Annotated in this window: 19 protein-coding genes and 1 tRNA gene; 5 read left to right on the top strand and 15 right to left on the bottom strand. The window is 66.9% G+C overall.

Annotation, left to right across the window (positions count from 1 at the left end; all coding sequences use genetic code 11):
* Positions 1-60: 60 nt before the first annotated feature.
* The 7 genes from xdhC to ACPUD7_RS04630 all read right to left on the bottom strand — a co-directional run bounded on the left by xdhC (position 61) and on the right by ACPUD7_RS04630 (position 7,900).
* Entirely contained in the window at positions 61-846 is a 786-nt protein-coding gene (xdhC, locus tag ACPUD7_RS04660) for a xanthine dehydrogenase accessory protein XdhC (RefSeq protein WP_167854313.1), read from the bottom strand.
* Positions 843-3,221 (bottom strand): xanthine dehydrogenase molybdopterin binding subunit, encoded by a 2,379-nt coding sequence (gene xdhB, locus ACPUD7_RS04655; RefSeq protein WP_135537359.1) that lies wholly within the window; start codon positions 3,219-3,221, stop codon positions 843-845. The genes xdhC and xdhB overlap by 4 nt, the downstream gene beginning before the upstream one ends.
* Positions 3,221-4,726 carry a xanthine dehydrogenase small subunit gene (locus tag ACPUD7_RS04650; protein ID WP_135537360.1) on the bottom strand — a complete coding sequence of 502 codons (1,506 nt, stop codon included), beginning with the start codon at positions 4,724-4,726 and terminating at the stop codon, positions 3,221-3,223. The genes xdhB and ACPUD7_RS04650 overlap by 1 nt, the downstream gene beginning before the upstream one ends.
* A gap of 209 nt (positions 4,727-4,935) precedes the next feature.
* Positions 4,936-6,411 carry an NCS2 family permease gene (locus ACPUD7_RS04645; protein ID WP_135537509.1) on the bottom strand — a complete coding sequence of 492 codons (1,476 nt, stop codon included), beginning with the start codon at positions 6,409-6,411 and terminating at the stop codon, positions 4,936-4,938.
* Positions 6,412-6,697: 286 nt separating this feature from the next.
* Positions 6,698-6,788, bottom strand: a tRNA-Ser gene (locus tag ACPUD7_RS04640).
* Between the two features lie 87 nt (positions 6,789-6,875).
* On the bottom strand, positions 6,876-7,307 hold the full coding sequence (locus ACPUD7_RS04635; RefSeq protein ID WP_135537361.1) for a nucleoside deaminase: 432 nt from the start codon (positions 7,305-7,307) through the stop codon (positions 6,876-6,878).
* Between the two features lie 44 nt (positions 7,308-7,351).
* A complete protein-coding gene (locus ACPUD7_RS04630) occupies positions 7,352-7,900 on the bottom strand; it encodes a tRNA adenosine deaminase-associated protein (RefSeq protein WP_135537362.1) in 549 nt (182 codons plus the stop codon).
* A gap of 72 nt (positions 7,901-7,972) precedes the next feature.
* Between ACPUD7_RS04630 and upp the strand changes: the two genes are divergently transcribed.
* From upp to ACPUD7_RS04615, 3 genes are all read left to right on the top strand, one after another.
* Positions 7,973-8,611: a uracil phosphoribosyltransferase gene (upp, locus tag ACPUD7_RS04625; protein WP_135537363.1), complete on the top strand. Its 639-nt coding sequence runs from the start codon at positions 7,973-7,975 to the stop codon at positions 8,609-8,611.
* A gap of 327 nt (positions 8,612-8,938) precedes the next feature.
* Entirely contained in the window at positions 8,939-9,757 is an 819-nt protein-coding gene (locus ACPUD7_RS04620) for a winged helix-turn-helix domain-containing protein (protein WP_135537364.1), read from the top strand.
* Positions 9,758-9,859: 102 nt separating this feature from the next.
* The gene (locus ACPUD7_RS04615) at positions 9,860-10,801 is read left to right on the top strand and encodes an endonuclease/exonuclease/phosphatase family protein (RefSeq protein ID WP_425119289.1); all 942 of its coding nucleotides are present in this window, start codon (positions 9,860-9,862) and stop codon (positions 10,799-10,801) included.
* A 90-nt stretch (positions 10,802-10,891) separates the two neighbouring features.
* Here ACPUD7_RS04615 and ACPUD7_RS04610 read toward each other — a convergent pair whose 3' ends face one another.
* Positions 10,892-12,082 carry a MarP family serine protease gene (locus tag ACPUD7_RS04610; protein ID WP_135537366.1) on the bottom strand — a complete coding sequence of 397 codons (1,191 nt, stop codon included), beginning with the start codon at positions 12,080-12,082 and terminating at the stop codon, positions 10,892-10,894.
* Positions 12,083-12,091: 9 nt separating this feature from the next.
* On the bottom strand, positions 12,092-13,456 hold the full coding sequence (locus ACPUD7_RS04605) for a PrsW family glutamic-type intramembrane protease (RefSeq protein WP_425119288.1): 1,365 nt from the start codon (positions 13,454-13,456) through the stop codon (positions 12,092-12,094).
* Positions 13,457-14,230: 774 nt separating this feature from the next.
* Between ACPUD7_RS04605 and ACPUD7_RS04600 the strand changes: the two genes are divergently transcribed.
* A complete protein-coding gene (locus ACPUD7_RS04600; RefSeq protein ID WP_425119287.1) occupies positions 14,231-16,210 on the top strand; it encodes an LPXTG cell wall anchor domain-containing protein in 1,980 nt (659 codons plus the stop codon).
* 60 nt (positions 16,211-16,270) lie between these two features.
* On the opposite strand, the gene ACPUD7_RS04595 is transcribed toward ACPUD7_RS04600, so the two are convergent.
* From ACPUD7_RS04595 to ACPUD7_RS04570, 6 genes are read right to left on the bottom strand one after another with little or no spacing between them, the layout of a single operon-like run.
* Positions 16,271-17,059 (bottom strand): HpcH/HpaI aldolase family protein, encoded by a 789-nt coding sequence (locus tag ACPUD7_RS04595; RefSeq protein WP_135537368.1) that lies wholly within the window; start codon positions 17,057-17,059, stop codon positions 16,271-16,273.
* Complete coding sequence (locus tag ACPUD7_RS04590; RefSeq protein WP_425119286.1) at positions 17,044-17,829, bottom strand: fumarylacetoacetate hydrolase family protein; 786 nt, start codon at positions 17,827-17,829, stop codon at positions 17,044-17,046. Before ACPUD7_RS04590 ends, ACPUD7_RS04595 begins: the two co-directional genes overlap by 16 nt.
* A gap of 33 nt (positions 17,830-17,862) precedes the next feature.
* Complete coding sequence (gene hpaD / locus ACPUD7_RS04585) at positions 17,863-18,975, bottom strand: 3,4-dihydroxyphenylacetate 2,3-dioxygenase (protein ID WP_425119285.1); 1,113 nt, start codon at positions 18,973-18,975, stop codon at positions 17,863-17,865.
* A 49-nt stretch (positions 18,976-19,024) separates the two neighbouring features.
* Complete coding sequence (hpaE, locus tag ACPUD7_RS04580) at positions 19,025-20,530, bottom strand: 5-carboxymethyl-2-hydroxymuconate semialdehyde dehydrogenase (RefSeq protein ID WP_425119284.1); 1,506 nt, start codon at positions 20,528-20,530, stop codon at positions 19,025-19,027.
* On the bottom strand, positions 20,527-21,267 hold the full coding sequence (locus ACPUD7_RS04575; protein ID WP_425119283.1) for a GntR family transcriptional regulator: 741 nt from the start codon (positions 21,265-21,267) through the stop codon (positions 20,527-20,529). The genes hpaE and ACPUD7_RS04575 overlap by 4 nt, the downstream gene beginning before the upstream one ends.
* The gene (locus tag ACPUD7_RS04570; protein ID WP_135537373.1) at positions 21,264-22,751 is read right to left on the bottom strand and encodes a fumarylacetoacetate hydrolase family protein; all 1,488 of its coding nucleotides are present in this window, start codon (positions 22,749-22,751) and stop codon (positions 21,264-21,266) included. Before ACPUD7_RS04570 ends, ACPUD7_RS04575 begins: the two co-directional genes overlap by 4 nt.
* Before the next feature lie 129 nt (positions 22,752-22,880).
* Between ACPUD7_RS04570 and ACPUD7_RS04565 the strand changes: the two genes are divergently transcribed.
* Positions 22,881-24,263, top strand: coding sequence for an MFS transporter (locus tag ACPUD7_RS04565; RefSeq protein WP_135537374.1), 1,383 nt, complete (start codon positions 22,881-22,883; stop codon positions 24,261-24,263).
* Positions 24,264-24,303: the final 40 nt, after the last annotated feature.

Here is a 24,303-nt window from a genome sequence, read left to right as displayed (position 1 = left end):
CAGTGTCGGTCGGCTGCGACGGAGCACAGACGCAGAAGGCGCCCTCAGCTCCTGCCGGCCTCAGCCGATGCGGCCGAGCAGCTCGGCGGCGACGCTCACGGCGATCGTCGCCGGTGCCTTGCCCGGCAGTTCGGGCAGTCCGATGGGGCAGCGGATGGTGTCGACGACCTCGGGCGCGAAGCCCTCGGCGGTGAGGTTCTTGCGGAAGCGCTGCCACTTCGCGCCCGAACCGATGAGTCCGACGGAGCCGAGGTCGCCGCGGGCCAGCGCGGCCGCGCACAGGTGCAGGTCCTCGGCATGGTCGTGGGTCATGATGACCACGTGCGATCCGGCCGGCAGCGTGGTGAGCACTTCCTCCCCGACGACGGCGAACTCGCGGCGCAGCCGCGCCACGGGTGCCTCGAGGGAATCGAGAGCCTCCAACTGCTCGGGCCGCGAATCGGACACGACGAGGTCGACGTCGTGACGGGCGAGGATGCGGGTGAGTTCGAGTCCGATGTTGCCGATGCCGAAGATCCCCACCGAGGCGGGCACGGGCAGCGGTTCGAGCAGCACCGTGACCTCCCCGCCGCAGCATTGCCTGCCGTACTTGGCCGGGGCCTTGTCGTTGAGCCGCAGGGTGAGCATCTCCGGGGCGCGCTGATCCTCGGCGAGCAGTTCGCGGGCACGGGTGAGGGCCGTCATCTCGAGATTGCCGCCGCCGATGGTCCCGAACAGGTCATCGGCGGTGACGATCATCTTCGCTCCCGCCTCGCGTGGGGCGTGCCCACGCACGGTGGCGAGAGTGACGAGGACGGCCGGCACCCGAGCTCCGCGAAGCTCGGCTGCGGTGTCCATCCAGGTCATGACGGAACTCGTTGTCCTTCCGTCACCGAGGCGGCCGCCCTCGATTCCTCGGCGCGCACGTCCTCGATCGCCCAGAACACCGCTTCAGGGGTGGCCGGGGAGGCCAGTTCCACGCCGCGTCCGGGTCCGCCGAAGGCGCGCACCGCTTCGCGCAGGGCTTCACGCACGGAGAAGGCGAGCATGAGCGGGGGCTCGCCCACGGCCTTCGAACCGTAGACCGCTCCCTCTTCATGGGCTTTGTCCAGCAGGGAGACGTTGAAGACCTCCGGCGCCTCGGAGAAGCTCGGGATCTTGTACGTGCTCGCCGCCTGGGTGGCCAAGCGCCCTCGGCTGGGTCGGTCGGATTCGTCCCAGCGCAGGTCCTCCAGGGTCAGCCAGCCGGCCCCCTGGACGAAGCCGCCTTCGATCTGTCCGAGGTCGATGAGCGGGGACAGAGAATCCCCGACATCGTGGACGATGTCGACGCGGCGCAGCGTGTACGAACCGTCGAAGCGATTGACCTCGACCTCGGAGACCGCGGCTCCGTAGGCGAAGTACTTGAAGGGTTCGCCGCGCATCTGGCTGAGGTTCCAGTGCAGGCCCTCGGTCCGGTAGAAACCGGAGGCCGAGAGCTGGATGCGCTGGAAGTACGCGGTGTTGATGAGCTCTTCCCAGGTCACGGTCTTCGGCGAGGACAGTGCGGAGACGATTCCGCGGGAGATGTCCACCTCATGGGCGGGAGCGCCGAGGATGCCCGCGGCGACCTGCCGCAGCCGATCGAGGATCTGATCGCAGGCGTTCTTCACCGCCCCGCCGTTGAGGTCGGAGCCCGAGCTCGCCGCCGTCGCGGAGGTATTGGGCACCTTGTCCGTGCGGGTCGGCGCCAGGCGCACCGTCGACAGCGGCACCCCGAGGGTGGTGGCCGCGACCTGCAGCATCTTCTGATGCAGTCCCTGCCCCATCTCGGTGCCGCCGTGGGTGACGAGGACGGATCCGTCCTTGTACACGAGCACGAGCGCACCGCCCTGGTTGAACGCGGTGAGGTTGAACGAGATTCCGAACTTCACCGGGGTGATCGCCAGTCCGCGCTTGATGTGGTCGCTGCCGGCGTTGAAGGCCTCGATCTCGAGTTCGCGGGCCTCGAGTTCGGATTCGTCGATGAGCTGGTCCCAGCAGGCTTCGATCCGCTCGGGATGACGAACCGGCTGATAGTAGGGAGTGTCCTGCCCCTGCGCGTAGAAGTTCCGGCGCCGCAGCTCCCGGGCACTGAGCCCGAGCTGCGGGGCGACCCGGCCGAGGATGTCCTCGAGCACGAGCATGCCCTGGGGTCCGCCGAAGCCGCGGAAAGCAGTCTGCGAGGTCTTGTTGCACTTCGCGATGCGACCGGTGACGCGGATGTTCGGCACCCAGTAGGCATTGTCGATATGGCACATCGCGCGGGTGAGCACGGGTTCGGACAGGTCGAGGCTCCAGCCGCCGTCGGCGGTCAGGCTCGCGTCGAGGGCGAGGATCTTGCCGTCGTCGGTGAACCCGATCTTCCACGAAGAGTGGAATCCGTGCCGTTTTCCGGTCATCGTGATGTCCAGCGTCCGGTTGAGGCGCAGCCGCACCGGCCTCCCTGTGAGGGTGGCCCCGAGAGCGGCGAGCGCGGCATAGCCGTGCGGCTGCATCTCCTTGCCGCCGAAGCCGCCGCCCATGCGCAGGCACTGCACGGTGACTTCGTGGGCGGGGATGCCGAGGACGTGGGAGATGATGTCCTGCGTCTCGGTCGGGTGCTGGGTCGAGGACTGGACGAAGATCTGTCCGTTCTCGTCGACGTGGGCCAGGCAGGCCTGCGTCTCGAGGTAGAAGTGCTCCTGCCCGGCGAATTCGAATTCGCCTTCGAAGACGTGCGCGGCGTCGGCGAAGGCCGCGTCGACCTCGCCCTTGTCGATGTGCAGCGGCTGCCCGTGGTAGCTCTCCGCGGCGATGGCATCACGGACGGTGACCAGCGAGGGCAGTTCGTCGACCTCGGCGGTCACGGCGGCCGCGCCTTCGCGTGCGGCGTCGAGATCGTCGGCGAGCACCCAGGCCAGCGGCTGACCGAAGAACATGATCTCGTCGGTCGGCAGCATCGGCTCATCGTGTTTGACACCTTGGTCGTTGACTCCCGGAATGTCCGCGGCGGTGATGACCCGAACGACTCCGGGCATCGCATAGGCGGGCTCGACGTCGAGGGAGAGCAGCCGCGCATGCGCGGTCGTCGACTGCACAGGGTAGGCGTGGAGGACTCCGGTCAGCCGACCGACGAGGTCGTCGGTGTAGAGAGCGGAGCCGGTGACATGTCCGAAGGCGCTTTCATGGTGGTGGCGTTCGCCGACGACCGGGTCGGCGGGGCGCTGGGAGAGCTGACTCATCACTGGACCTCCTGGCTGGTCACTGCCGTGTTTCCGAGCTGTTCGGCATAGAAGCGTTCGAGTGAGGACCGCAGCATCGCGGTGCGGTACTTCGCGCTCGCGCGGTGGTCGTCCATCGGTGTGCCCTCTGCGGCGAGCGTCTCGGTCGCCGCGTGCACGGTCTCGAGGCTCCACGGCCGGCCCTCGAGCATGGCTTCGGTGGCTCGCGCCCGCAGCGGGGTGGCCGCGACTCCGCCGAGCCCGATCCGGGCCTTGGCGATCTGCCCCTGACGCACATCGACGGCGTAGCCGATGGCGACCGAGGAGATGTCGTCGAAGCGACGCTTGGCGATCTTCTGGAACGAGGTCAGCGGCGACAGCGGCAGCGGGATGCGGACGGCGGTGATGAGCTCGTCTGCTTCCCGCACGGTCTGCCGGTAGCCGGTGAAGTAATCGGCCAGGGCCACGCTCCGGTCTCCGCGCACCGAGGTGAGCACGAGTTCGGCATCGAGGGCGAGCAGCGCCGGCGGGGTGTCGCCGATCGGCGAACCGGTGCCGAGGTTGCCGCCGATCGTCGCCGCATTGCGGATGAGGCGGGAGGCGAACTGCGGGAACAGCTTGCCCAGCAGCGGAATGTCGCCGGCGAGTTCGCGTTCGAGTTCGGACAGGGTGTGGGCCGCGCCGAGTTCGATGTGGTCGGCGCTGCGGCGGACGCCGCGCATCTCGTCGAGCCGGTCGACGGCGAGGACGTTCTCGGCTCGTGCACCCTTGATGTTGACCTCGACACCCCAGTCGGTGGCCCCGGCCACGACGGTGGTGTCGGGTTCGCTGCTGAGGATCTCGACCGCCTCGGCGAGGGTGGCAGGACGGCGGTAGCGGCCGATCCTGCCGGTCGCGGTGTCGGCGCGCTGATAGTCGGTGGCCACGGCCGCGGGGGCCGGCAGTTCGCGGCGGGCCGCGAGCGCATCGTCGGCGCTCGGCTGCCCGAGGGCGAAGGCGGCGTCGCGGATGGGGCGGTATCCGGTGCAGCGGCAGAGGTTGCCCGACAGAGAGTGGAGGTCGAAACCGTTGGGCCCGCAGTGGTGCTCGGCCTCGGCGGCATCAGCGTCTGCGGCGTCTGCCGCGCGTTCGGGACGATAGTATTCGGCGGCCATCGAGGAGACGAAGCCAGGGGTGCAGTATCCGCACTGGGATCCGCCGCGTACGGCCATCTCCTCTTGGACGGGGTGGACGGTCTTGCCGTCGACGAGTCCTTCGGCGGTGACGACCTCACCTCCGTCGAGGGCGGCGGCCGGCAGCAGGCACGAGTTCACCGAGGTCCAGCGAGTGGTGCCCTCGGCGTCGGGGCGGGCGATCATGATCGCGCAGGCCCCGCATTCGCCTTCCGCGCAGCCTTCCTTGGCCGCGGTCAGGCCGTGGCCCCGGAGGAAGTCCAGGGCATTGGTGTGTGGTGGTCCGTCGAATTCGCGGGTCTCTCCGTTGACCGAGACCTCAGCGATCGAGCGGTCTGTCGTCGTCGCAGACATCGCACTTTCCTCCTGCGCCTCGTCACTGAGACGCACCGTGCATGGTTGGAGCGGTTGCTATGTTCTTCGAGACTTCTGGTTATCCATGCGAACAGCAGTGAAGAACATCGTCGTGTCGCCAGCGGCAGGTCTCGCCGCCCACGGCGATGTTCGTCATTCTCCGTGGGCGATCTGCCCTTTCGGCCAGGCTGTGATCTGACTCATCGTGCTCATCCTCCCAAGATAGCCGAAATCGGGCCGCGAACGAAGTACAGGACGAATCCGGCTGAGACGACCCACAGAAGCCAGTGGACATCACGACCGCGCTTGCTCATGGCGTGGATGAGCGCCCAGGAGATGAATCCGACGCCGATGCCGTTGGCGATCGAGTAGGTCAGCGGCATCGTGACCATGGTGAGGAAGACCGGCAGCGAGGTGCGGAAATCGCTCATGTCGATCTCGCGGATCTGAGTGACCATCATGGCTCCGACGACGACGAGCGCTGCGGCTCCGGCTTCCATCGGGATGACGGCGATGAGCGGGGAGAAGAACATCGACAGCAGGAACAGCACTCCGGTGATGCAGGCGGCGAGCCCTGTCCTCGCACCCTCGGCGATGCCGGCAGCGGCGTCGACGAAAACGGTGTTCGACGACGCAGAGGCTCCACCTCCGGCGACGGCGCCGAGGCCCTCGACGACGAAGGCTCCGCGGATGCGGGGGAACATTCCGTCCGAGGTCTGCAGGCCGGCGCTGCGAGCCAGTCCGGTCATGGTGCCCATAGCGTCGAAGAAGTTCGTGAACACGAGGGTGAACACGAGCATCGTGGCGGCGAGGACGCCGACATGCTGGAAGCCGCCGATGAGGTCGAAGGACCCGACGAGACTGAAGTCGGGGGCGGCGACGACCTGCTTGGGGAACTCCGGAGCCGCGAGATTCCAGCCCAGCGGATCCGGGTCCACCGGGTCGCCGACAGTGCCGAGCTTCGCGAACGCCTGGATGACGATCGCGAGGATCGTCGCCACGACGATGCCGATGAGGATACCGCCCGGGACATTGCGCGCCACGAGGATGCCGATGAGGATCAGCGCCACGACGAAGACGAGCGTCGGCAGTGAAGCGATGGACCCGTCCTGCCCCAGCTGGACCGGCGGACCCGACGGGGTGCGGGTGACGAATCCGGAGTTGACGAAGCCGATGAAGGCGATGAAGAGCCCGATGCCGACGGTGATCGCCACCTTGAGGGCATGCGGGACGGCATTGAAGATCGCCGTGCGGATGCCCGTGGCTCCCAGAATGACGATGATGACACCGTTGATGACCACGAGCCCCATCGCATCGGCCCAGGTGACTTCCTGGACCACGGAGACTGCGAGGAAGCTGTTCATGCCCAGGCCCGCAGCGAGTGCGAACGGCAGCCGGGCCACGACGCCGAAGAGGATCGTGATGACACCGGCGACGAGGCCGGTCACCGCGGTCAGCTGAGCGAAGTCGAGGCTGCCGCCGGCGACGTCCTCGGAACCGCCGAGGATGAGCGGGTTGAGCACAACGATGTAGGCCATCGCGACGAAGGCGACGAGACCTCCGCGGATCTCCTGTCTGATCGTCGAGCCGCGAGCTGTGATTTCGAAGAACTTGTCGAGCAGGCCGGGACTTCCGGTGCTCTCGGGGGCAGTTGTCGTATTCCGCCCTTCGTCTTTGTCAGCCATTTTCATGGACCACCTCAGGTTGTTCGATTTGGTCAGTCGCCGACATCATTGTCGCCGACCCTGCGCCTTGAACGTGCGCAATGAAGCAGACTAGCCATCGGTCCGGGACCGAAGCCGGAATTTCCACATCCCGGAAAGCTTTTTCTGTTTCATCGAGTCAGTCTGGCCGCTCGACCATCGTGTGTCAATCATCACATTTCCCGCCGTCTCGGCGCGAGCCCGCCTCGGACCAGGCCGCGAACAGACGAAAACCCCTGACCGGACGGAGCCGGTCAGGGGTTCCACATGGCGGTGGCGGTGGGATTTGAACCCACGGTAGGGGGTTGCCCTACACGACATTTCGAGTGTCGCACCTTCGGCCGCTCGGACACGCCACCGCCGACAACTGTACAGCGGTGCACTTTCCGCGGCCAAATCGAGTCAGCGTGAGGTGGGCCACGTCAGCACGGGCCCCTGGGAGTCAGTCATCGCCGAGCTGAGAAGAACTCCCGCAGCAGGTCCGCGCTCTCCGCCGCCCGCACCCCGGACCTCACCGTCGGATGGTGGAGTGCGGCACGGTCGCGCAGCAGATCCCAGACCGAACCGACGGCGCCGGCCTTGTCGTCGAAGGCACCGAAGACGACCCGGGAGATGCGGGAGCCGACGAGGGCGCCGGCGCACATCGCGCACGGTTCCAAGGTGACGACGAGCGTGGCATCGTCGAGGCGCCAGCGACCGGTGGTCGTCGCGGCCTCGGCGATGGCCATGAGTTCGGCATGGCCGAGCGGATCGGCGTCGACTTCGCGGCGATTGTGACCGCGCCCGATAACAGTGCCGACCCGGTCGAGGACGACGGCCCCGACGGGAACGTCGTCATGAGCGGGCGCCCGCGCCGCCTCGGCGAGGGCGAGTCCCATCCATTCGAACAGCTGCGCCTCGTCCGCATCTGGGGAAGCCGGGTTCAGCGTGCGGCCTCGAGCTGGTCGGCGAAGCCGACGGTCTCACCGACGTGGGCGACGACGCGAGCCGGGTCGGAACGGTACGCCTCGACCTGCTCGATGAGGGTCGCGGCAGACACTCCCCGATCGGCGTAGATGTCGGCGTCCCCTCCCCATTCGGCGTCGGGGTCGAGCTCGAGCATCTCGACCTCGTCTTCCTCGTCCTCATCCTCGGCGGCCTCATCCACGTCGATGCCGAAGTCCTCTTCGGGCTCGGCCTCATAGGCGTCGGGCCGGGAGTCGAGGAAGTCGGCGAAGATCTCTGCGAACGGGCTCGCCTCGACGGCGACGAGATCGGAGAGGAAGACCTTGACCTCGTTGTCCGCGCACAGGCGCACGAGGCCGAACCATTCGTCTTCGTGTTCGATGACGGCCACGGCCTCGCCGTCATCACCTGCTGCTCCGCGCATCGTGTCGACGAGATCGTCGAGGTCGGAGGCATCGCGGACGTCGACATCGAGGGCACGGTAGCCATCGCCGGAATCGGTCAGGATCTCAGTGAAGTACGACATGCCTCCATTGTGAACGCTTCGCCGCGTGTTGACCACTGCCGGGAGCACCGAGTTCTCCCGTACCATTTGGGTATGCATCTTCACGTAGCCGATCACCCGCTCATCGCCCATAAGCTCACTGCCCTGCGCGATCGGAACGCGGACTCCGCCCGCTTCCGCCAGCTCACCGAAGAGCTCGTCATGCTGCTGGCCTACGAGGCGACTCGGTCGGTGGCGGTCGAAGACAAGGAGATCTCGACCCCCGTGTCGACATTCACCGGCACCCGCATCGCCGAGCCCCGACCCATCGTCGTGCCGATCCTGCGCGCCGGCCTGGGCATGCTCGACGGAATGCTGCGCATCCTGCCCACCGCCGAGGTGGGCTTCCTCGGCATGGTCCGCGATGAGACGACGTTCGAGCCCAGCGCCTATGCCGATCGGCTGCCCGACGACCTCACGGGTCGGCAGATCTTCGTCGTCGACCCGATGCTCGCCACCGGCGGCACCCTGGCCATGGCGATCGATTTCCTCCTCGCCCGCGGCGCTCGCGACGTCACCGCCGTGTGCCTCGTCTCCGCCCCCGAGGGGGTGCGCCGCATCGAAGCCGACTACAGCGATGCCGCGGAAGTGAAGATCTACACGGCCGCGCTCGATGAGAAGCTCAACGAGAAGGGCTACATCATCCCCGGCCTCGGCGATGCCGGGGACCGGATGTACGGAATCGTCGACTGACCCCGCACGGAGGCGATGTCGGCTGACACCCCGCGGGCGAAGGAGCCCGCCGATGACGGGTTCGACGGGCCGCCTCGGCGAGCGTTTCGTCATAAACCGTCACAGTCGTCTCATTTTCGGCCGTTGCATTGCAGCGCCAGCGCAATGTGACAAATAATGAAGCCATGACTTCAGTGATCGAACTACAGCGAATGCCTGCGGCAGCCATGTGCATGCCCTGCGTTCGTGGTCGGTGATCGCCCTCCCGCTGTCCGGCCCCGAACGAGTAGACGCAAGCAGCGGACTCATTCAGTCATCTCGATCCGATGATCGGAGCAAAGGACAGTCATGCCGAATCCAGAACCCGCCTACGTCCACCCACGCAGTGCCGTGGCCACTCGACGTGCAGGAGCCAGGTTGAGCGCAGTCGACCCGCAGAACCCCCCGCACACCTATGGGCCGGCCGGGGTCGTTCCCTCCCCGAAGGCCGCTCGCGGAATCATCGTCTACATCGGACTCGACGAGTCCAAGGCCGCCGCCGACGGCACGAACCTCTCGGCCATCGCCGGTGAGCTGCAGGCCTATGCGAAGGAACTGGCCAGCCAGGCCGAGACCCAGGCCGTCATCGCCTTGGCCCCGGAGGGCCGCGGCAGCGACATCGACGCCGTCCGGGCCGTGGCCACCGGTTCCCCGGCCGCCACCGGCGCCCCGGCCGCCACACACGGCCCCGTGCGCTCGCGGATTCCCAACCGCATCCACCCGCCGACGCTGCGGGACGAGACTGCGCCGGCGGCTCCCGCACCGCGCGGTTTCGGAGGCCGTGCCGGAGACGCCTACACGCATGCCGCATCCGAACGTCTGCGCATCGACATCCCCCGCCGGGAGGTCCGCGTCGACGGTGACCTCGTCGATGTCACGACGAAGGAATTCGATCTGCTCGCCACCCTCGTCACGCATGCGGATGAGACCCTGCCGCGCGAAGACCTCATCAGCGCCGTGTGGTCCGGCGGCGAAGTCCCCGACGAACGCACCGTGGACGTCCACATCCGGCGACTGCGGCGCCGCCTCGGCGAATATGCCTCGGTGGTGCGCACCATGCGGGGTTCGGGCTACCGATACGACACCCACCCGGATGTCACGGTGTGGAGCGCCACCGCGCGTCACTGACGCGGTGGCGGCAGCGTCCGCACCGGGCGCGAGCCGACTGTGAGACGCATCGCACCACCCACCCAGCCTGGGGCCAGACTTCCCGGTTAAGATCGTTGATCGATGAACCAGGCATATTCTTCACCGCGCAGACGGCACAGTCCCGCAAAGGGCATCACCGCATTGATCTTCGGGATCCTCTATGCGGCGTTCCTGCTTCTCCACGAACTGCTGCCGACGCGGATGGGCATCGCTCTCATCGTCGAATCGGTGCTGCCGTGGACGGGGATCCTCCTCGCGCTCGTGCTGCTGATGTTCCTCATCCGGTTCTCGTGGCTGTCGGCCATCGGGTTCCTCGTGCCGACGCTGGTGTGGACGGGAATGTTCGGTCCGGCGCTGCTGCCCAATGAGGACTCCGGTGAGGCGGATCTGACCGTGGCCACCCACAATGTGGGTGCCCGGATGCCTCAGCCCACGGCGGCGGCACAGAATATCGTCGATCACGACCCGGACATCGTCACGATCCAGGAGCTCGAATCCCTGTCGGGCAAGATCATCCACAAAGAGCTCGACTCCTCATTCGCCCACGCACAGGTCCTCGACACCGTCGGAGTGTGGTCGAAGTGGCCGATGTCCGAACCCGAAGAGGTCGACCTGGGTCTGCAGTGGCCGCGTGCGTTCGCCACAACGGTCTCGACCGACCACGGCGACATCCGCTTCTATGCTGTGCACATGCCCTCGGTGCGGCCGGGACACGAATCGATGCGCAATGCCGCACTGCGTCGTCTCGCCACGACCGTCGAGACCGACGACGCCGAGCATGTCATCGTCGCCGGTGACTTCAACACGGCATCGACGGACAACAATCTCAAGAGCCTGGTTCCCCCGCTCGAAGACTCCCGCGTACAGGCCCGCGGCGGCTTCGGCTTCACCTGGCCCGCCCGGTTCCCCGTGACCCGGCTCGACCACGTCCTCTACCGCGGCTTCGCTGCCACCTCGGACGAGGTGCTCGAACGCGGGTCGAGCGATCACCGCGCCGTCCTGGCCGGGCTCGACCTCAAGTAGTCTGCGGGGTCGCGCGCTTCCGTTCGAGCGCGCGCTTGTGTGCAGGTCCGCAATTCTGTTCGGGCCCACGCGTCATTTCGTGCACGCGTTTCAGTTCGTGCACTGTCCGGTCGGCTGCGGGCTGCGGTTGTTCGCTCCGGCCCGCAGTTCGTCGGCGATCTCGGCGCGCGTGAGGGCGTAGCCGGTCTCATCATCGGTGGCGGATCGGGCGAAGACCATGCCGACGACATCGCCCTGATCATCGATGAGCGGGCCGCCCGAATTGCCTTCGCGGACGATTCCACGCAGCGAATACACTTCGCGCACCACCGATTTCGAATCGTAGATGTCGAGACCGCGTGCGTTGATCTTCTCTCGCACACGGGTCGGTGAGATCGTGTAGGGACCGTTGGCGGGGAAGCCCACGACCACGGAGTCGTCCCCGGGCCCGAGTCCGTCGCCGAAGTCGAGGGCGGGAGCCTGAAGCCCCGGAACACGGAGCACGGCGACGTCGGCTTCGGCCTCGAATCCGACCACCTCGGCGCGGTAGGGCCGGCCCTTTCCTCCCACCTGGACGGCGAGCTCCGAGGACCCGGCCACGACGTGGGCGTTGGTGGCGACGAGTCCGTCCTCATAGACGAATCCCGAGCCTTCGGAACCGGTGGCGCAGGACGTCGCTGTGGTCGTGATCTTCACGACCGAGTCCTCGACGTCGCGGCCGACGTCGACCACGGCTTCGTCGGGTTCGCCGACGCCGCGGATCTGCTCGGTCTGGCCGGAGAACACCTGCGGGAAGCCCGAGGCGCTCAGTCCTTTGGCGAGACCGCCGAGGGCGCTTTGGGAGGAGTAGGGAATGGTGCGGTCAACGGCTGCGATAACGGCCGAGTCGGCGACCCACCGGTTGGGGTCGACGAGCGGGGTGGTGCGGATGAAGCCGGCAGCGAGCCAGACGACGAGGATGTAGACGATACCGGCGGTGATGGTGCCGCCGATGGCGTCGATGCCCTGTCCGAGCTCGGAATCCATTGAGCGTCTGATCCATGCGCCGATGCCGCTGCCGGCGAAGGCGAAGAGGACGCTGAGGACCAGCGGCATGGACGCCAGCAGCATGAGCACGCCGGGGTTGTCCATGGCGCTCGTGCCTTCGCTGAGCGTTTCGACGAGCGGGGAGAGCAGCCGACCGAGGATCCAGCCGACGACGAAGCCTGCCGCGGTGCCGAGCCCGGTGATGAAACCTTGGCGGAAACCGGCGAAGAGCGCACCGACGCCGAAGATGATGAGGAGGATATCGAGGACTGTCACCGGACGAACTTACCGAACCGTCCGCTTGGAGGCGGCGAGCAGTCTGTCTCGGGCGTCGGCGAACTGCTGGAGTTCGGCCCGCTCGATCTTGCGCTCCTGATCGCCGCCGATGCCTGCCAACACTCGCATGCGGGTCGTCGACAGCTTTCCCGAGGTGCGGATCATCGTCTTCATCTCATCCTTGCCGCCCGGGAAGGATTTCGCCCACTGACGGCCGTTCTTCCGACCCTTCCAGGTGCCGAGCATGTCGACTTCGGCGTGAGTGAGCCAGCCGGAGTTCGCGTAGTCGCCGAGCATGTTCTGTGTGTGGATGCGTTCGCTGCGGCGCAGGACGAGTCCGAGCGCCACCCAGGCGGCAGAGAGGATGACGCTGATGACGATGAGGCCGATGATCTGAATGAGCGGTCCGATGAGACTGAACAGCGACATCGAGGCGTTCCAGAAACCGTGCAGGACCATGCCGAGGACGAGGCCGGGCAGCCACATGAGGATCAGCGACCACCAGGGCCATTTGCGGGCGGCGAAGCCGATGGACACTCCCGCACAGGTCGAGAACGTCGTGTGCAGCAGCGGCGAACCGATGCAGCGCAGGAGGAATGTCCATTTCAGGGCATCGAGCTGACCGTCGTTCCATGACTGGCCGAGATAGAGGATGTTCTCCGTGAAGGCGAAACCTGCGCCGATGAGGGCGCCGTAGACGAGCCCGTCGAGAGGACCCTCGAAGTACCGGCGGGCGGCGAGGACGATGACGAGCAGGAGGACGGTCTTCGTCGATTCCTCGAGGATTGGGGCCTGGATGACCGCACCGATGACGTCGGGAACCCCGTTGATGCCGACCAGGTAGAGCGCGATGTCGCCGACGAGCGAGAAGCCGAGGGTGAGGATGACCGCAGCGACGGCGCCCCAGAGCAGGCAGATGCCGAGGATGAGCTTCGGCTGCGGTTTCCACCGGTCGAGCCAGAGCACATAGGAGATGATGCCGACGAGCGGGATCGCTGAGAGCCCGATGAGGGCGAACAGGCGTGCCCCGAAGCTCAGCCCGCCGAGGAGCGCAAGGCCGCCCAGTCCGACGAGGAGGATGACGAGGACGAGGACGGCGGCGACGAGCCTGATGATGTTGCCGGTCGAATCGGGTGCGGTCTCCGGCTGTGCTTTCCGTACGGCTCCGGTCCACGGGGTCTCGGTGACCACCTGTTGGGGTGCCTGCATCCCGGCCCGGACCCGCATCTCCTGGGTGACTGTCGGGGCGAAGCGCGGCTGCGCGTAGACGCGTGCCTGCACCGGCGGTCGGCCCGGCATCGGCTGCCCGGGCATCATCGGCTGGCCGTGCATCATCGGCTGGCCGTGAGCCGGCTGAGACTGGCCATGCATCATGGGCTGAGGCTGTCCTTGGAAGGAAGGACTGCCCTGGCCCGGCATCGGCTGGCCCTGCATCGGCTGGCCCTGTGCTGGCACAGGCTGAGGTGCCTGCACGCCCGGCATCGGTTGACCCGGTGCAGGCACAGGCTGTGGTGCCTGGGCAGGTACCTGCTGCGGATTCTGCTGGGTGCCTTGAGGCCGAGGTCGGAACCGATCGTTGTTCTGCGGTCGTTGTGACTGCGACTGCGGCGGCACTTGCCCCGGCGGCACTTGGCCCTGCTGCGGCACCTGCGGCTCGGGCGCGGACGGAGCGTTCGGGTTCCGTGGATCCTGCACCTGGGGCGGCTGGGATCGCTGCACTCCGGGTTGGTTCGGACCCTGCGCTCCGGGACCGTTCTGTGCCGACATAGATCGTCCTTCTTCGATGGGGAATGTACCGCTCCCCACAAGTCTATGGTCGAACGTCGTCGGCAGAGACCCGCGCCATGTATCCGTCCAGCAACACTTCAGCCGACTGCCACCTATTGCGAATGTCAGCCGAAATCCGACTCGAACGTATTCGGCTGTGGACAGCAGACGGTTTGACGGCGACTGCTTCGGGCGCTGATGCGGCCGCTTCGGCGCGAAGTCCGACCGGAGGCGCCAGACCCAGGCCACCCCACTCTCCCACCCGGAGACGCCCTGATCATCGTCGACTCGAACGCTGAAACCTGTGGACACAGGACCCCGTTTCCACAGGCGCTCCGACAGCTCTGGCCCAGCGACGGACGTGCCATGTCGAATCGGTCCATGACTACTCTCAGACTCGCATCGCTGCGCACCGCACTGCTCCTCACCGTCCTCACCGTGGCCTCACTCATCGGGCTGGGCCCGGCGATGGCCGCGGGCCCGCCGGTCAGCCTCGGCGAGGTTCCCGTGCTCACCGCGCCGAACGCCTACGGACCGGGCATCTGGCACCATGCGAAGCAGGGCAAGACCTGGTACGGCTCGTATCGGACCTTCCCGGACACCTCGGCCTACTGCATCGATGCGGGGAAGAAGTCTCCGCTGGCGAAGTACTTCAAGGGCGCCGAAGCCGAACAGGTGACTTCGGCCCGCACCGCGTGGGCTCTGCACGAATACGCCGACTCGAAATCGAAGGACGTGCAGGCGGCGCTGAGCGCCATGGCCCGTCTCGACAAGGCACTCCCCCATGATCACAAGGTGCCTCCACAGAAACCGGGCGACCTGGGCAAGAAGTTCGACAGTGCTGCGAAACAGCACTCGACGATCCTTGCGAAGGCGAAGAAGTACGCGGGCCCGTACACGCTCGATATCAGCCTCGAACCAGTCCTGCAGATGCCCGTGCTCGAGCCCTATGCGGTCGCGGAGTCCTCCTCTTCTCCTGACTCCGAGACACCTGACTCCGACACGCCTGAACCCGAGCCTGATACCGACAAGGGCAAGATCCTCGGCACCCCCACCGACGAGGCGACGCTGACGATCTCGCTGACCAGCGCCTCCGGAGCACAGGTTCCCGATGTCCCCATCACGCTCCAGGCGGCCGGGGCGAAAGACGTCCCGACGACGCTGACCACCGGGGATGAAGCCGTGACTACGACGCTGCAGGCGAGCGCACCCGGCACCCTGTCGGTCACCGCCTCCGCGAAGGTCGCCCCGCAGACCGTGCGCGTCTTCGAACCGACTTCGGGCACCCGGGTCCAGCGGGTCATCACCCCCGACAGTCCTACAGAAGTCGCGGACAAGGCGACCCTCGAACTGAGTTCCCAACCGAAGGTGACCACCGAGATCTCGGACCAGACTCCGACGCCCGGCGATGCCGTCACCGATGAGTTCACCGTCTCCGGCCTCATCGGCGACCACACCGTCACTGTCGAACACACTCTGTGGCAGACAGCTGCACGACCGACACTCGGTACGAAGAACGACGATGCCCGCGCGATCGGGTCCGTGACCTCGAAGAAGGTCGGCAACGGCACGCACACCTCCGATGAGATCAGTGTGCCGGAGGATTTCCGCGGCTGGCTGTACTTCACCGAGACGATCGCCGGGGACAAGGCAACGAAGGAATGGAAGGGCATCCACGGTCAGCCCCGCGAGACCGGATTCGTCCCCTGGACTCCGCAGGCCGACACCGAGGCGGTGCTCGAGGGAACATCGACCCACGACGAGGTGGCCGTGACCGGGCTGCACCCCGGATCCGAAGCCGTGCTCACCGTCACCGCCTACCACGTGGAGGATGAGCCCGAGCAGTCCGCGAAGCCCGACGGCGAGGAACTGTCCGTGCAGGACTTCACCGTCGTCGCCGACGCGGACGGTCGCGCCGAGGTGAGCACCGAAGCCATCGACATGCCGGTCGGGTGGGTCACCTATGTGACAGAGATCGCGGGCAGCGATGTCAACGCGGCATGGACGAGCGACTGGGGCGTCCCGGCCGAGACCGTGCACCGTCCGCCCGAGGAGAAGCCGAGCACCCCGCCGGCACCACCGGAGAAACCCAGCACTCCGCCGGAATCCCCGGCCCCGCCTGAGCAGCCGACGACTCCCCCAGCGCCTCCCGAGCAGCCTGAGCAGCCCGCGGCCCCGAAGAAGCCGCAGACCCCACCGGTCGCACCGGTTGCCGAGACCCCGGCGGCCCCGGGCCCACCGGCCGAACTGCCTCGCACCGGCGCCACGGGCAATGGAATGCTCATCGGCATGGGCATCGTCCTCGTCGGCCTCGGCTCCACGGTCCTGCTCCTGACAGGTCGCAGCCGCGACAAGGAATGAGGCCGACGGCAAATGCACTTCACCCCCGACCGCATGTTCGCGGACGGGGGTGAGGTGTGCTCAGTCCTGGACCCAGGTCTTCGCCCAGGCTCGGGCACCGTTCATCATCAGTCCGACATCGGCGCCGACGAGGACGAACGAGGCCCCGGCATCCAAGTACTTCTGCGCCTGCTCCGGATCGAAGGCATTGACGCCGACGGGTTTGCCCGCCGCCTTCACCGCCTCGAAGGTCCTGGCCACCGCGTCCGTGACATCCGGATGCGTCTGCTGGCCGAGCAGCCCCATCGACGCCGCCAGGTCGGAGGGCCCGACGAAGATCTGGTCGATGCCCTCGACGGCGGCGATCTCCGCAGCATTGTCGACCGCGGTCGCCGATTCGATCTGGACGGTCAGAGACACGAACTCCGCGGCCCGCGTCAGGTACCCGTCCACAGCGTTCCACCGGGAGACCCTGGCCAGGGCCGAACCGACCCCGCGCACACCCCTCGGCGGATAGTGCATGGCCGCCACAGCCGCCTCGGCGTCGGCTTTCGTGTCGATCATCGGAACGAGCAGGTTCTGCGCACCGAGGTCGAGGTACTGCTTGATGAGCACCCGATCGTTGACCGGCACCCGGACCACGGCGGTGGCCGGATAGCCGTTCATCGCCTGCAGCAGACTCACCGTGGTCTCGAGTCCGATCGGCGAATGCTCGGCGTCGATGAGCACCCACTGCATTCCGGAGGCTGCCGCAATCTCGGCGGCCACGGGCGAACCCGAGCACACCCACATCCCGGCCAGGTGCTGTCCTTCGTCGAGGCCAGCGACCCGGTCGGCGAAGGTCTGCGGAAGTTCTACGCGAAACGACATGTGATGACTCCCAGTTCTCCGTAGTCGGCGTGGACGGTGTCGCCGGGATGGACCCACATGGGGCGGGTGAACGACCCGGCCAGCACCGTCTCCCCGGCTTGCAGCACATCGCCGTGTTCGGCGAGTTTGTTCGCCAGCCACACGATGCCGCGGGCCGGATGATCGAGCACGGCGGCGGCGACCCCGGAGTCCTCGATCGTCTCATTGCGGTAGAGCAGCGCATTGACCCGACGCAGATCCACGGCATCGACGGCGACCGGCCGCCCGCCGAGGACCATCGCACCCAACGCCGCATTGTCCGAAATGGTGTCGACGATCGTGCGCCCTTCCATCTCGATGCGCGAGGACAGGACCTCGAGCGCCGGGATGACGTATTCGGTGGCGCGGAGGACGTCGAAGAGGCTGACATCGGGTCCGCGCAGCTCGTCCTTCAGCACGAAGGCGAGTTCGACTTCGATGCGCACCCCCGAATACTTCGAGTGATCGATCACGGACCCGGTGTCATAGACCTGGTCGGCGAAGATCGCCCCGTAGTCGGGTTCGCTGATGCCGGTGGCCTGCTGCATCGGCTTCGAGGTCAGTCCGATCTTGTGGCCAAAGAGCCGTCTGCCCTCGGCCTCTCCGCGGCGGCGCCATTCGTTCTGCACCGCGTAGGAGTCCTCAACGGTCATGTCCGGGTACTTCGCGGTGAGCAGACCGATCTTCGACCGGGTCCGCTCGGCTTGCGCGAGATCGTCGGCGATGGCCGCGATCGTCGTCTCATCGAGCATTGTCATCCTCTCTGCGCTGTCGCCGGCCGTCGGTCACAGCTGGTGACCGAGCTTGAACTCGTCCTCGCCGTCATCGGCTCCCGAGCGGGCACCGAACTTCGAGTCCGCGTCCTCACGCCGGGTGTAGGAGAACCCGTCGGCGCCGATGGTCACTTCCATCTCGGAGTCGTCGGTGCGTTCGAGGACCGGCATCGGCGCCCCGTCGAGGTCGAGCACGAGCGAGGCGTCGGTGTACCAGGAGGGCACGACCGGGTTGCCCCACCAGTCGCGACGCTGATTGTCGTGGACGTCCCAGGTCACGCGCGGGTTGTCGGGGTCACCGGTGTAGTAGTCCTGGGTGTAGATCTCGATCCGGTGCCCGTCCGGGTCACGCAGGTAGAGGTAGAAGGCGTTCGAGACGCCGTGGCGCCCGGGTCCGCGCTCGATCGAGTCCGACAGTCGCAGCGCACCGAGCTTGTCGCAGATGGCGAGGATGTTGTGCTTCTCATGCGTGGCGAAGGCGACATGGTGCATGCGCGGGCCGTCACCGCCGGTCATCGCGGTGTCGTGGACGGTCGGTTTGCGACGCATCCACGCCGCATAGACGGTGCCCTCGGAGTCCTGGATGTCCTCGGTGACACGGAAGCCGAGCTTCTCCATGTAGTCCACGGCCTTCGGCACGTCCGGGGTGACCTGGTTGAAGTGGTCGAGCCGGACGAGCGCTCCCGGCGAGTACAGGTCGTAGCGCCAGGCCAGGCGCTCGACATGCTCGACCTCATAGAAGAACTCGTAGGGGAAGCCCAACGGGTCCTGCACGCGCACCGAATCGCCGATGCCGCGCACGAAGCCGTCCTTGCTGCGGCGGACTTCGCAGCCGAGCTCGCGGTAGTACGCTTCGGCGCGGTCGACGTCTTCGGGGGTCCGCACGCGGTAGGAGAACGCGGCCGCGGCGGCGACCGGCCCCTGCCGAAGCACGAGGTTGTGGTGGATGAATTCCTCCATCGACCGCAGGTAGACGGTGGTCTCGTCCTCCTCGGTGACCTGCAGGTCGAGCACGTCGACGTAGAAGTCACGCGACTTCTTCAGGTCGGTGACGACGAGTTCCATATACGCGCAGCGCAGGACATCCGGAGCGGGGACGGACGGGGTTGGGATGGCAGTGGACATGGGTTTTCCTTAAAGGGTCAGTGAGTCGAAGGAATGACGGCGGGCGGGATCACTGCTTGCCGAAGACCGGGTTGTGGACCTCGCCGAGGTTGATGTGCACGGACTGCTGTTCCGTGTAGAAGTCGATCGAACGGTAGCCGCCCTCGTGGCCGAGGCCCGAAGCCTTGACTCCGCCGAAGGGGGTGCGCAGGTCACGGACGTTGTTCGAGTTCAACCACACCATGCCCGACTCGACGGCCTGCGAGAAGTTGTGCGCCCGCTTGAGATCCGAGGTCCAGATGTAGGCGGCCAGACCGTACTTCGTGTTGTTGGCCAGCTCCAGGGCCTCCTCGTCGGAGGAGAAGGGGGTGATGGCGACGACGGGCCCGAAGATCTCCTCCTGGAAGATCCGAGCATCGGGAGCCACATCGGCGAATACGGTGGGTTCGACGAAGTTGCCGGTCTCGAAGCCGTCCGGCCGTCCGCCGCCGGCGACGAGGCGGGCCTCGGTCTTGCCGATCTCGACGTAGGACATGACCTTCTCGTAGTGCTCGGGGTGGACGAGCGCAGCCACCTCGGTGGTTTCATCCGAGGGCAGACCGACCTTCACACGCTTGGCCTGGGCGGCGTAGCGCTCGACGAACTCGTCGTAGATCGAGTCCTCGACGAGGATGCGCGAACCGGCGGTGCAGCGTTCGCCGTTGAGCGAGAAGACGCCGAAGATCGTGGCGTTGACGGCCGCGTCGAGGTCCGCATCGGCGAAGACCACGGCAGGTGACTTCCCGCCGAGCTCCATCGACAGGCCTTTGAGCCAGGGAGCGGCATTGGCGAAGATCGTCTGCCCGGTCGCCGACTCGCCGGTGAAGGAGATGAGCGGGACGTCCGGGTGCTTGACCAGCGAATCGCCGGCGAAGCCCTCTTCGCCATAGCCGTTGACCATGTTGAAGACACCGGTGGGCAGTCCGGCCTCTTCGAAGATGCCGGGCCAGAGTGAGGCCGAGAGCGGGGTGAACTCGGCGGGCTTGAGCACGACGGTGTTGCCGGTCGCGATCGCCGGTCCCAGCTTCCAGGATTCGAGCATGAACGGAGTGTTCCACGGGGTGATGAGTCCGGCCACGCCGATGGGCTTGCGGTTGACGTAGTTCGCCTGTCGCCCGGGGACCTTGAAGGCATCGTCGACCTGGGCGACGATGAGGTCGGCGAAGAAGCGGAAGTTCTCCGCCGCCCGGGCCGCCTGACCCTTGGCCTGAGTGATCGGCAGACCGGAGTCGAAGGACTCCATCGCGGCGAGCTCGTCCTTGCGGGACTCGACGATATCGGCGATCCGGCCCAGGATGCGGGCGCGCTCACGCGGCAGCATCGTCGGCCACGGGCCCTCATCGAAGGCCTTCTTCGCCGAGGCGACAGCGGCCTCGATGTCGGCCTTCTTACCCGAGGCGGCCTTGATGTAGGGCTCGTTCGTCACCGGGTTGAGGACGTCGAATTCGTCTCCGTCGATCGAGTCGACGAACTCGCCGCCGATGTAGTGGCGGATCTTCTCCGGCATATCGGTCGGTGGGGTGATGGACTGTGTCATGACTTGTCCTTTCGTGGTTCTGTGGTCGAAGCGGTGGTCATCTGCAGGTTCTGGTAGCAGTGCAGTGTGGCCGAACGGTGCTCGCGCACGGCCCGTTCGATCTCCTGAGCCGAGGCGCGGGCCCGGATGAGCGCGACGATGCGGGAGTGCTCCTCGACGGATTCGAGCGCCCGTTCGGGCACGAAGGAGAACGTCGAATCCCGCAGGTGCGAGAGCCGATCCCATTCGAGTCCGACGAGGGTGCACAGCCGTTCGTTGGGGCAGCGCCGGTAGAGCGCTTCGTGGAACTCGTGGTTGAGCCGAGTGAATTCGGACGGCTCGAAGTCCGTCAGCAGCACCCGCATCCGATCGTTGATCTCCTCGGCGGCGTCGAGATCAGCGGCGCCGAGGTGGTCCTTGGCCTGGGCGACCGCCGCCCCTTCGAGGATCGCAACGGTGTCCATCGACTGTGCGTAGGAGCCCTGATCGACCATGGCCACGCGGGCGCCGACATTGCGTTCGAAGGTCACGAGCCCATCGGCTTCGAGCCGGCGGATCGCCTCGCGCACCGGCACCACCGAGGTGTCGAGGGCGAGCGCGATCTGCGCGAGCACGAGCTTATGCCCGGGCTGATACGTCTGGTCGGCGACGCGTTCACGGATCCACCGATACGCCGTCTCGGCCTTGCTCAGCGAGGCCGTGGAGGAGGCGGACGCGGGCGACGGGGCGGACGCGGGTGACGGGGTCTCGGTCGTCACCGGGAGGCCTTCCAATCCTCGAATTTCGCCTTCCACTCGCCCTTGGGCGGGAAGAGCCCTTCGATCGGGTTGCCGGCGGCGACCTGGTCGGCCACCCAGCCGTCTTCGATCTCCTTGGCCAGGGCGGCGTCGACGACTTCCTCGGCGAGGTCGCGCGGGATGACGATGGCTCCGTCGTCGTCGGCGACGATGACATCACCGGGCAGGACGGTGGCGTTGCCGCAGGCCACAGCCACGTCCGACTCCCACGGCACGTGGCGGCGGCCGAGCACGGCGGGGTTCTTCGCGGTGGCGAACACAGGCAGGATGCCGGCCACCTCGGCGGAGTCGCGGACTCCCCCGTCGGTGATGACACCGGTGGCGCCGAGTGACTTCGCGCGCAGGGCGAGGATGTCGCCGAGTGTGCCCGAACCGGATTCGCCGCGGGCCTCGATGACGATGACCTCTCCGGGGCGGATGGAGTCGAAGGCCTGCTTCTGCGCGTTGTAGCCGCCGCCGTGGGACTTGAACAGGTCCTCACGATTGGGCACGAAACGCAGAGTCTTCGCGGTCCCGACGACCTTCGCTCCCGGCTGCAGCGGGGCCACGCCTTCGATGACGACATTGTTGAGTCCGCGAGCTCGCAGCTGCGCGGACAGCCCGGCGGTCGGGGCCTCGGTGAGCCTGGCGACGAGATCCTCGCCGAGTCCGCCCTCCACGGTCGCCGCGGCGTCCTCGGCAGGCAGCCCCGCGGCTTCGCGGGAGCCCCACGCGTCGACGGTCAGCGTCTCGTTCACGGCAGGCAGGCTGCCGAGGCTTTCGTCGAATCCGCCGGGGCCCTCGACCACGGTGGTGCTCAGACGACCGGAGCTCAGTTCCCCTCCGTTCGCCGAGGCGGCCGTGACCTCGACCTCGACCGTGTCGCCGGGCGCGACGACCGAGGATCCGGCCGGGGTGCCGGTGAGGATGACGTCGCCGGGTTCGAGGGTGAGGTGCTGGCTGAGGTCGGCGATGATGCGCGGCAGGCTGAAGATGAGCTGTTCGGCACTGGTGCCGTCGTCTTGGACGACTTCGCCGTTGACCCAGGTGCGGATGCGCAGGGATTCGGGGGCCGCCTCGGCGGCGGGGATGAGCTCGGGGCCCAGCGGGGTGTAGCCGTCGCGGCTCTTCGAGCGCACGTTCGATCCCTTGTCCGGGGTCTTCATGTCGTAGAGGCCGAAGTCGTTCGACGCGGTCACTCCGGCCACATGGGACCAGGCATCGGTCTCGGTGATGCCGCGGGCGGCGGTGCCGATGACGATGGCGACCTCCCCTTCGAAGGCGAGCAGCGAGGTTCCGGCCGGCCGCTCGATGGTCTCCCCGGTTCCGGCGACTGAGCTCGCGGTCTTGAGGAAGTAGGACGGCTGCGCGGGACGCTTTCCGCGCTGAGCCGCGCGGGACTCATAGGCCACATGAACGGCAATGATCTTGCCGGGACGGACGGGAACACCAGTTGGAGTCGACATCGATCTCACACCTCATTTCGATTGGCTTCACAATGAATCGTATATGATACGGTTCCCAGCGACAAGTAATCCAGACCACAGAGAATGCGGTCGGGATGCACCGCAGACGCACGACAGGACACAGGAGTCATGGCAGCACAGAAGCACACTCAGACCCGAGTGGCGTTCGCGACGATCGTGGGCACGAGCATCGAGTGGTACGACTACTTCCTCTACGCCGCGGCCTCGGGGCTGATCTTCAACGAGCTCTTCTTCGGCCCGCTCGGGTCGACCCTGTCGACCATGGTCGCCTTCGCGACGGTCGGCATCAGCTTCCTCTTCCGCCCCCTGGGCGCCTTCCTCGCCGGACACTTCGGCGACAAGCTCGGCCGTCGCGCCGTCCTCATCATCACACTCATCGCCATGGGCGCGGCCACGGCTCTCATCGGCGCCCTGCCGACCTATGACTCCGTCGGCGTCATCGCCCCGGCCATGCTCATCGTCCTGCGTATCATCCAGGGCATCTCGGCCGGCGGCGAATGGGGCGGAGCCGTCCTCCTCGCCGTCGAGCACGCGGACGAGGAGTCCCGCGGACTGCGCGGTTCCTTCCCGCAGATCGGCGTGTCCATCGGCCTGCTCCTGTCCTCGGGTGTGCTCGCGCTGATGACCTCGATCGCTCCGGGCGACGCCTTCCTCGAGTGGGGGTGGCGAGTGCCGTTCTTCCTGTCCATCGCGCTCGTCCTCATCGGCTACTGGATCCGCCGCGGAGTCGAGGAGTCCCCCGTCTTCCATGAGATCGCCGCACGCAAGGAACAGGTGTCGAACCCGCTGGGCAAGCTCTTCAGGGGCCACTGGCTGCTCGTCATCCTCGCCTCGCTCGTGTTCATGGGCAACAACGCCGCCGGGTACATGACCACCGGCGGATACATCCAGAACTACGCCACGGATCCGGCCGGACCCATCGGCCTCGAGCGCGGTCCCGTGCTGTGGGCGGTGGCCGCCTCGGCGGTGTCCTGGCTGATCTTCACGATCCTCGCCGGCGCGGTGTCGGACAAGATCGGGCGGCGGAACTCCTACCTGCTCGGCTGGGCCTTCCTGCTCGTGGGCATCTTCTCGCTGTTCCCGCTGGTCAACACCGGATCACTGGGCATGCTCCTGCTCGGCCTCGTCATCCTCACCGTCGGCCTCGGCTTCACCTACGGTCAGCAGCCAGCGATGTACGCCGAGCTCTTTCCCTCCAGCGTCCGCTTCTCCGGGGTGTCGGTGTCCTATGCGATCGGGTCGATCCTCGGCGGCGCCTTCGCCCCGACGATCGCGAAAGCTCTCGTGTCCGAGACGGGCACGACCACCTCGGTGGCGGTGTATCTGGGTGTCGTGGCCGCGCTCGCACTGGTCGCGACTCTGCTGCTGCGCGATCGCACCGGCATCCCGCTGGGCCCCGACCACGAGGAGGAGCAGGCCGTGAGTCCGATCATCGGGATCGGCTCGCGGAGGCAGGCGACTTCCGCCACCGAAGCGGCTCTTCGCCAGTGACCTGCGACGACGGTGACGAGTGCCACCCTGAAAACGCTCG

Source organism: Brevibacterium sp. FAM 24630 (genome assembly GCF_049804075.1).
Lineage (GTDB): Bacteria > Actinomycetota > Actinomycetes > Actinomycetales > Brevibacteriaceae > Brevibacterium.
The sequence above is the reverse complement of the archived record's forward strand: the minus strand, read 5'-3'. Positions and strand labels throughout refer to the sequence as shown.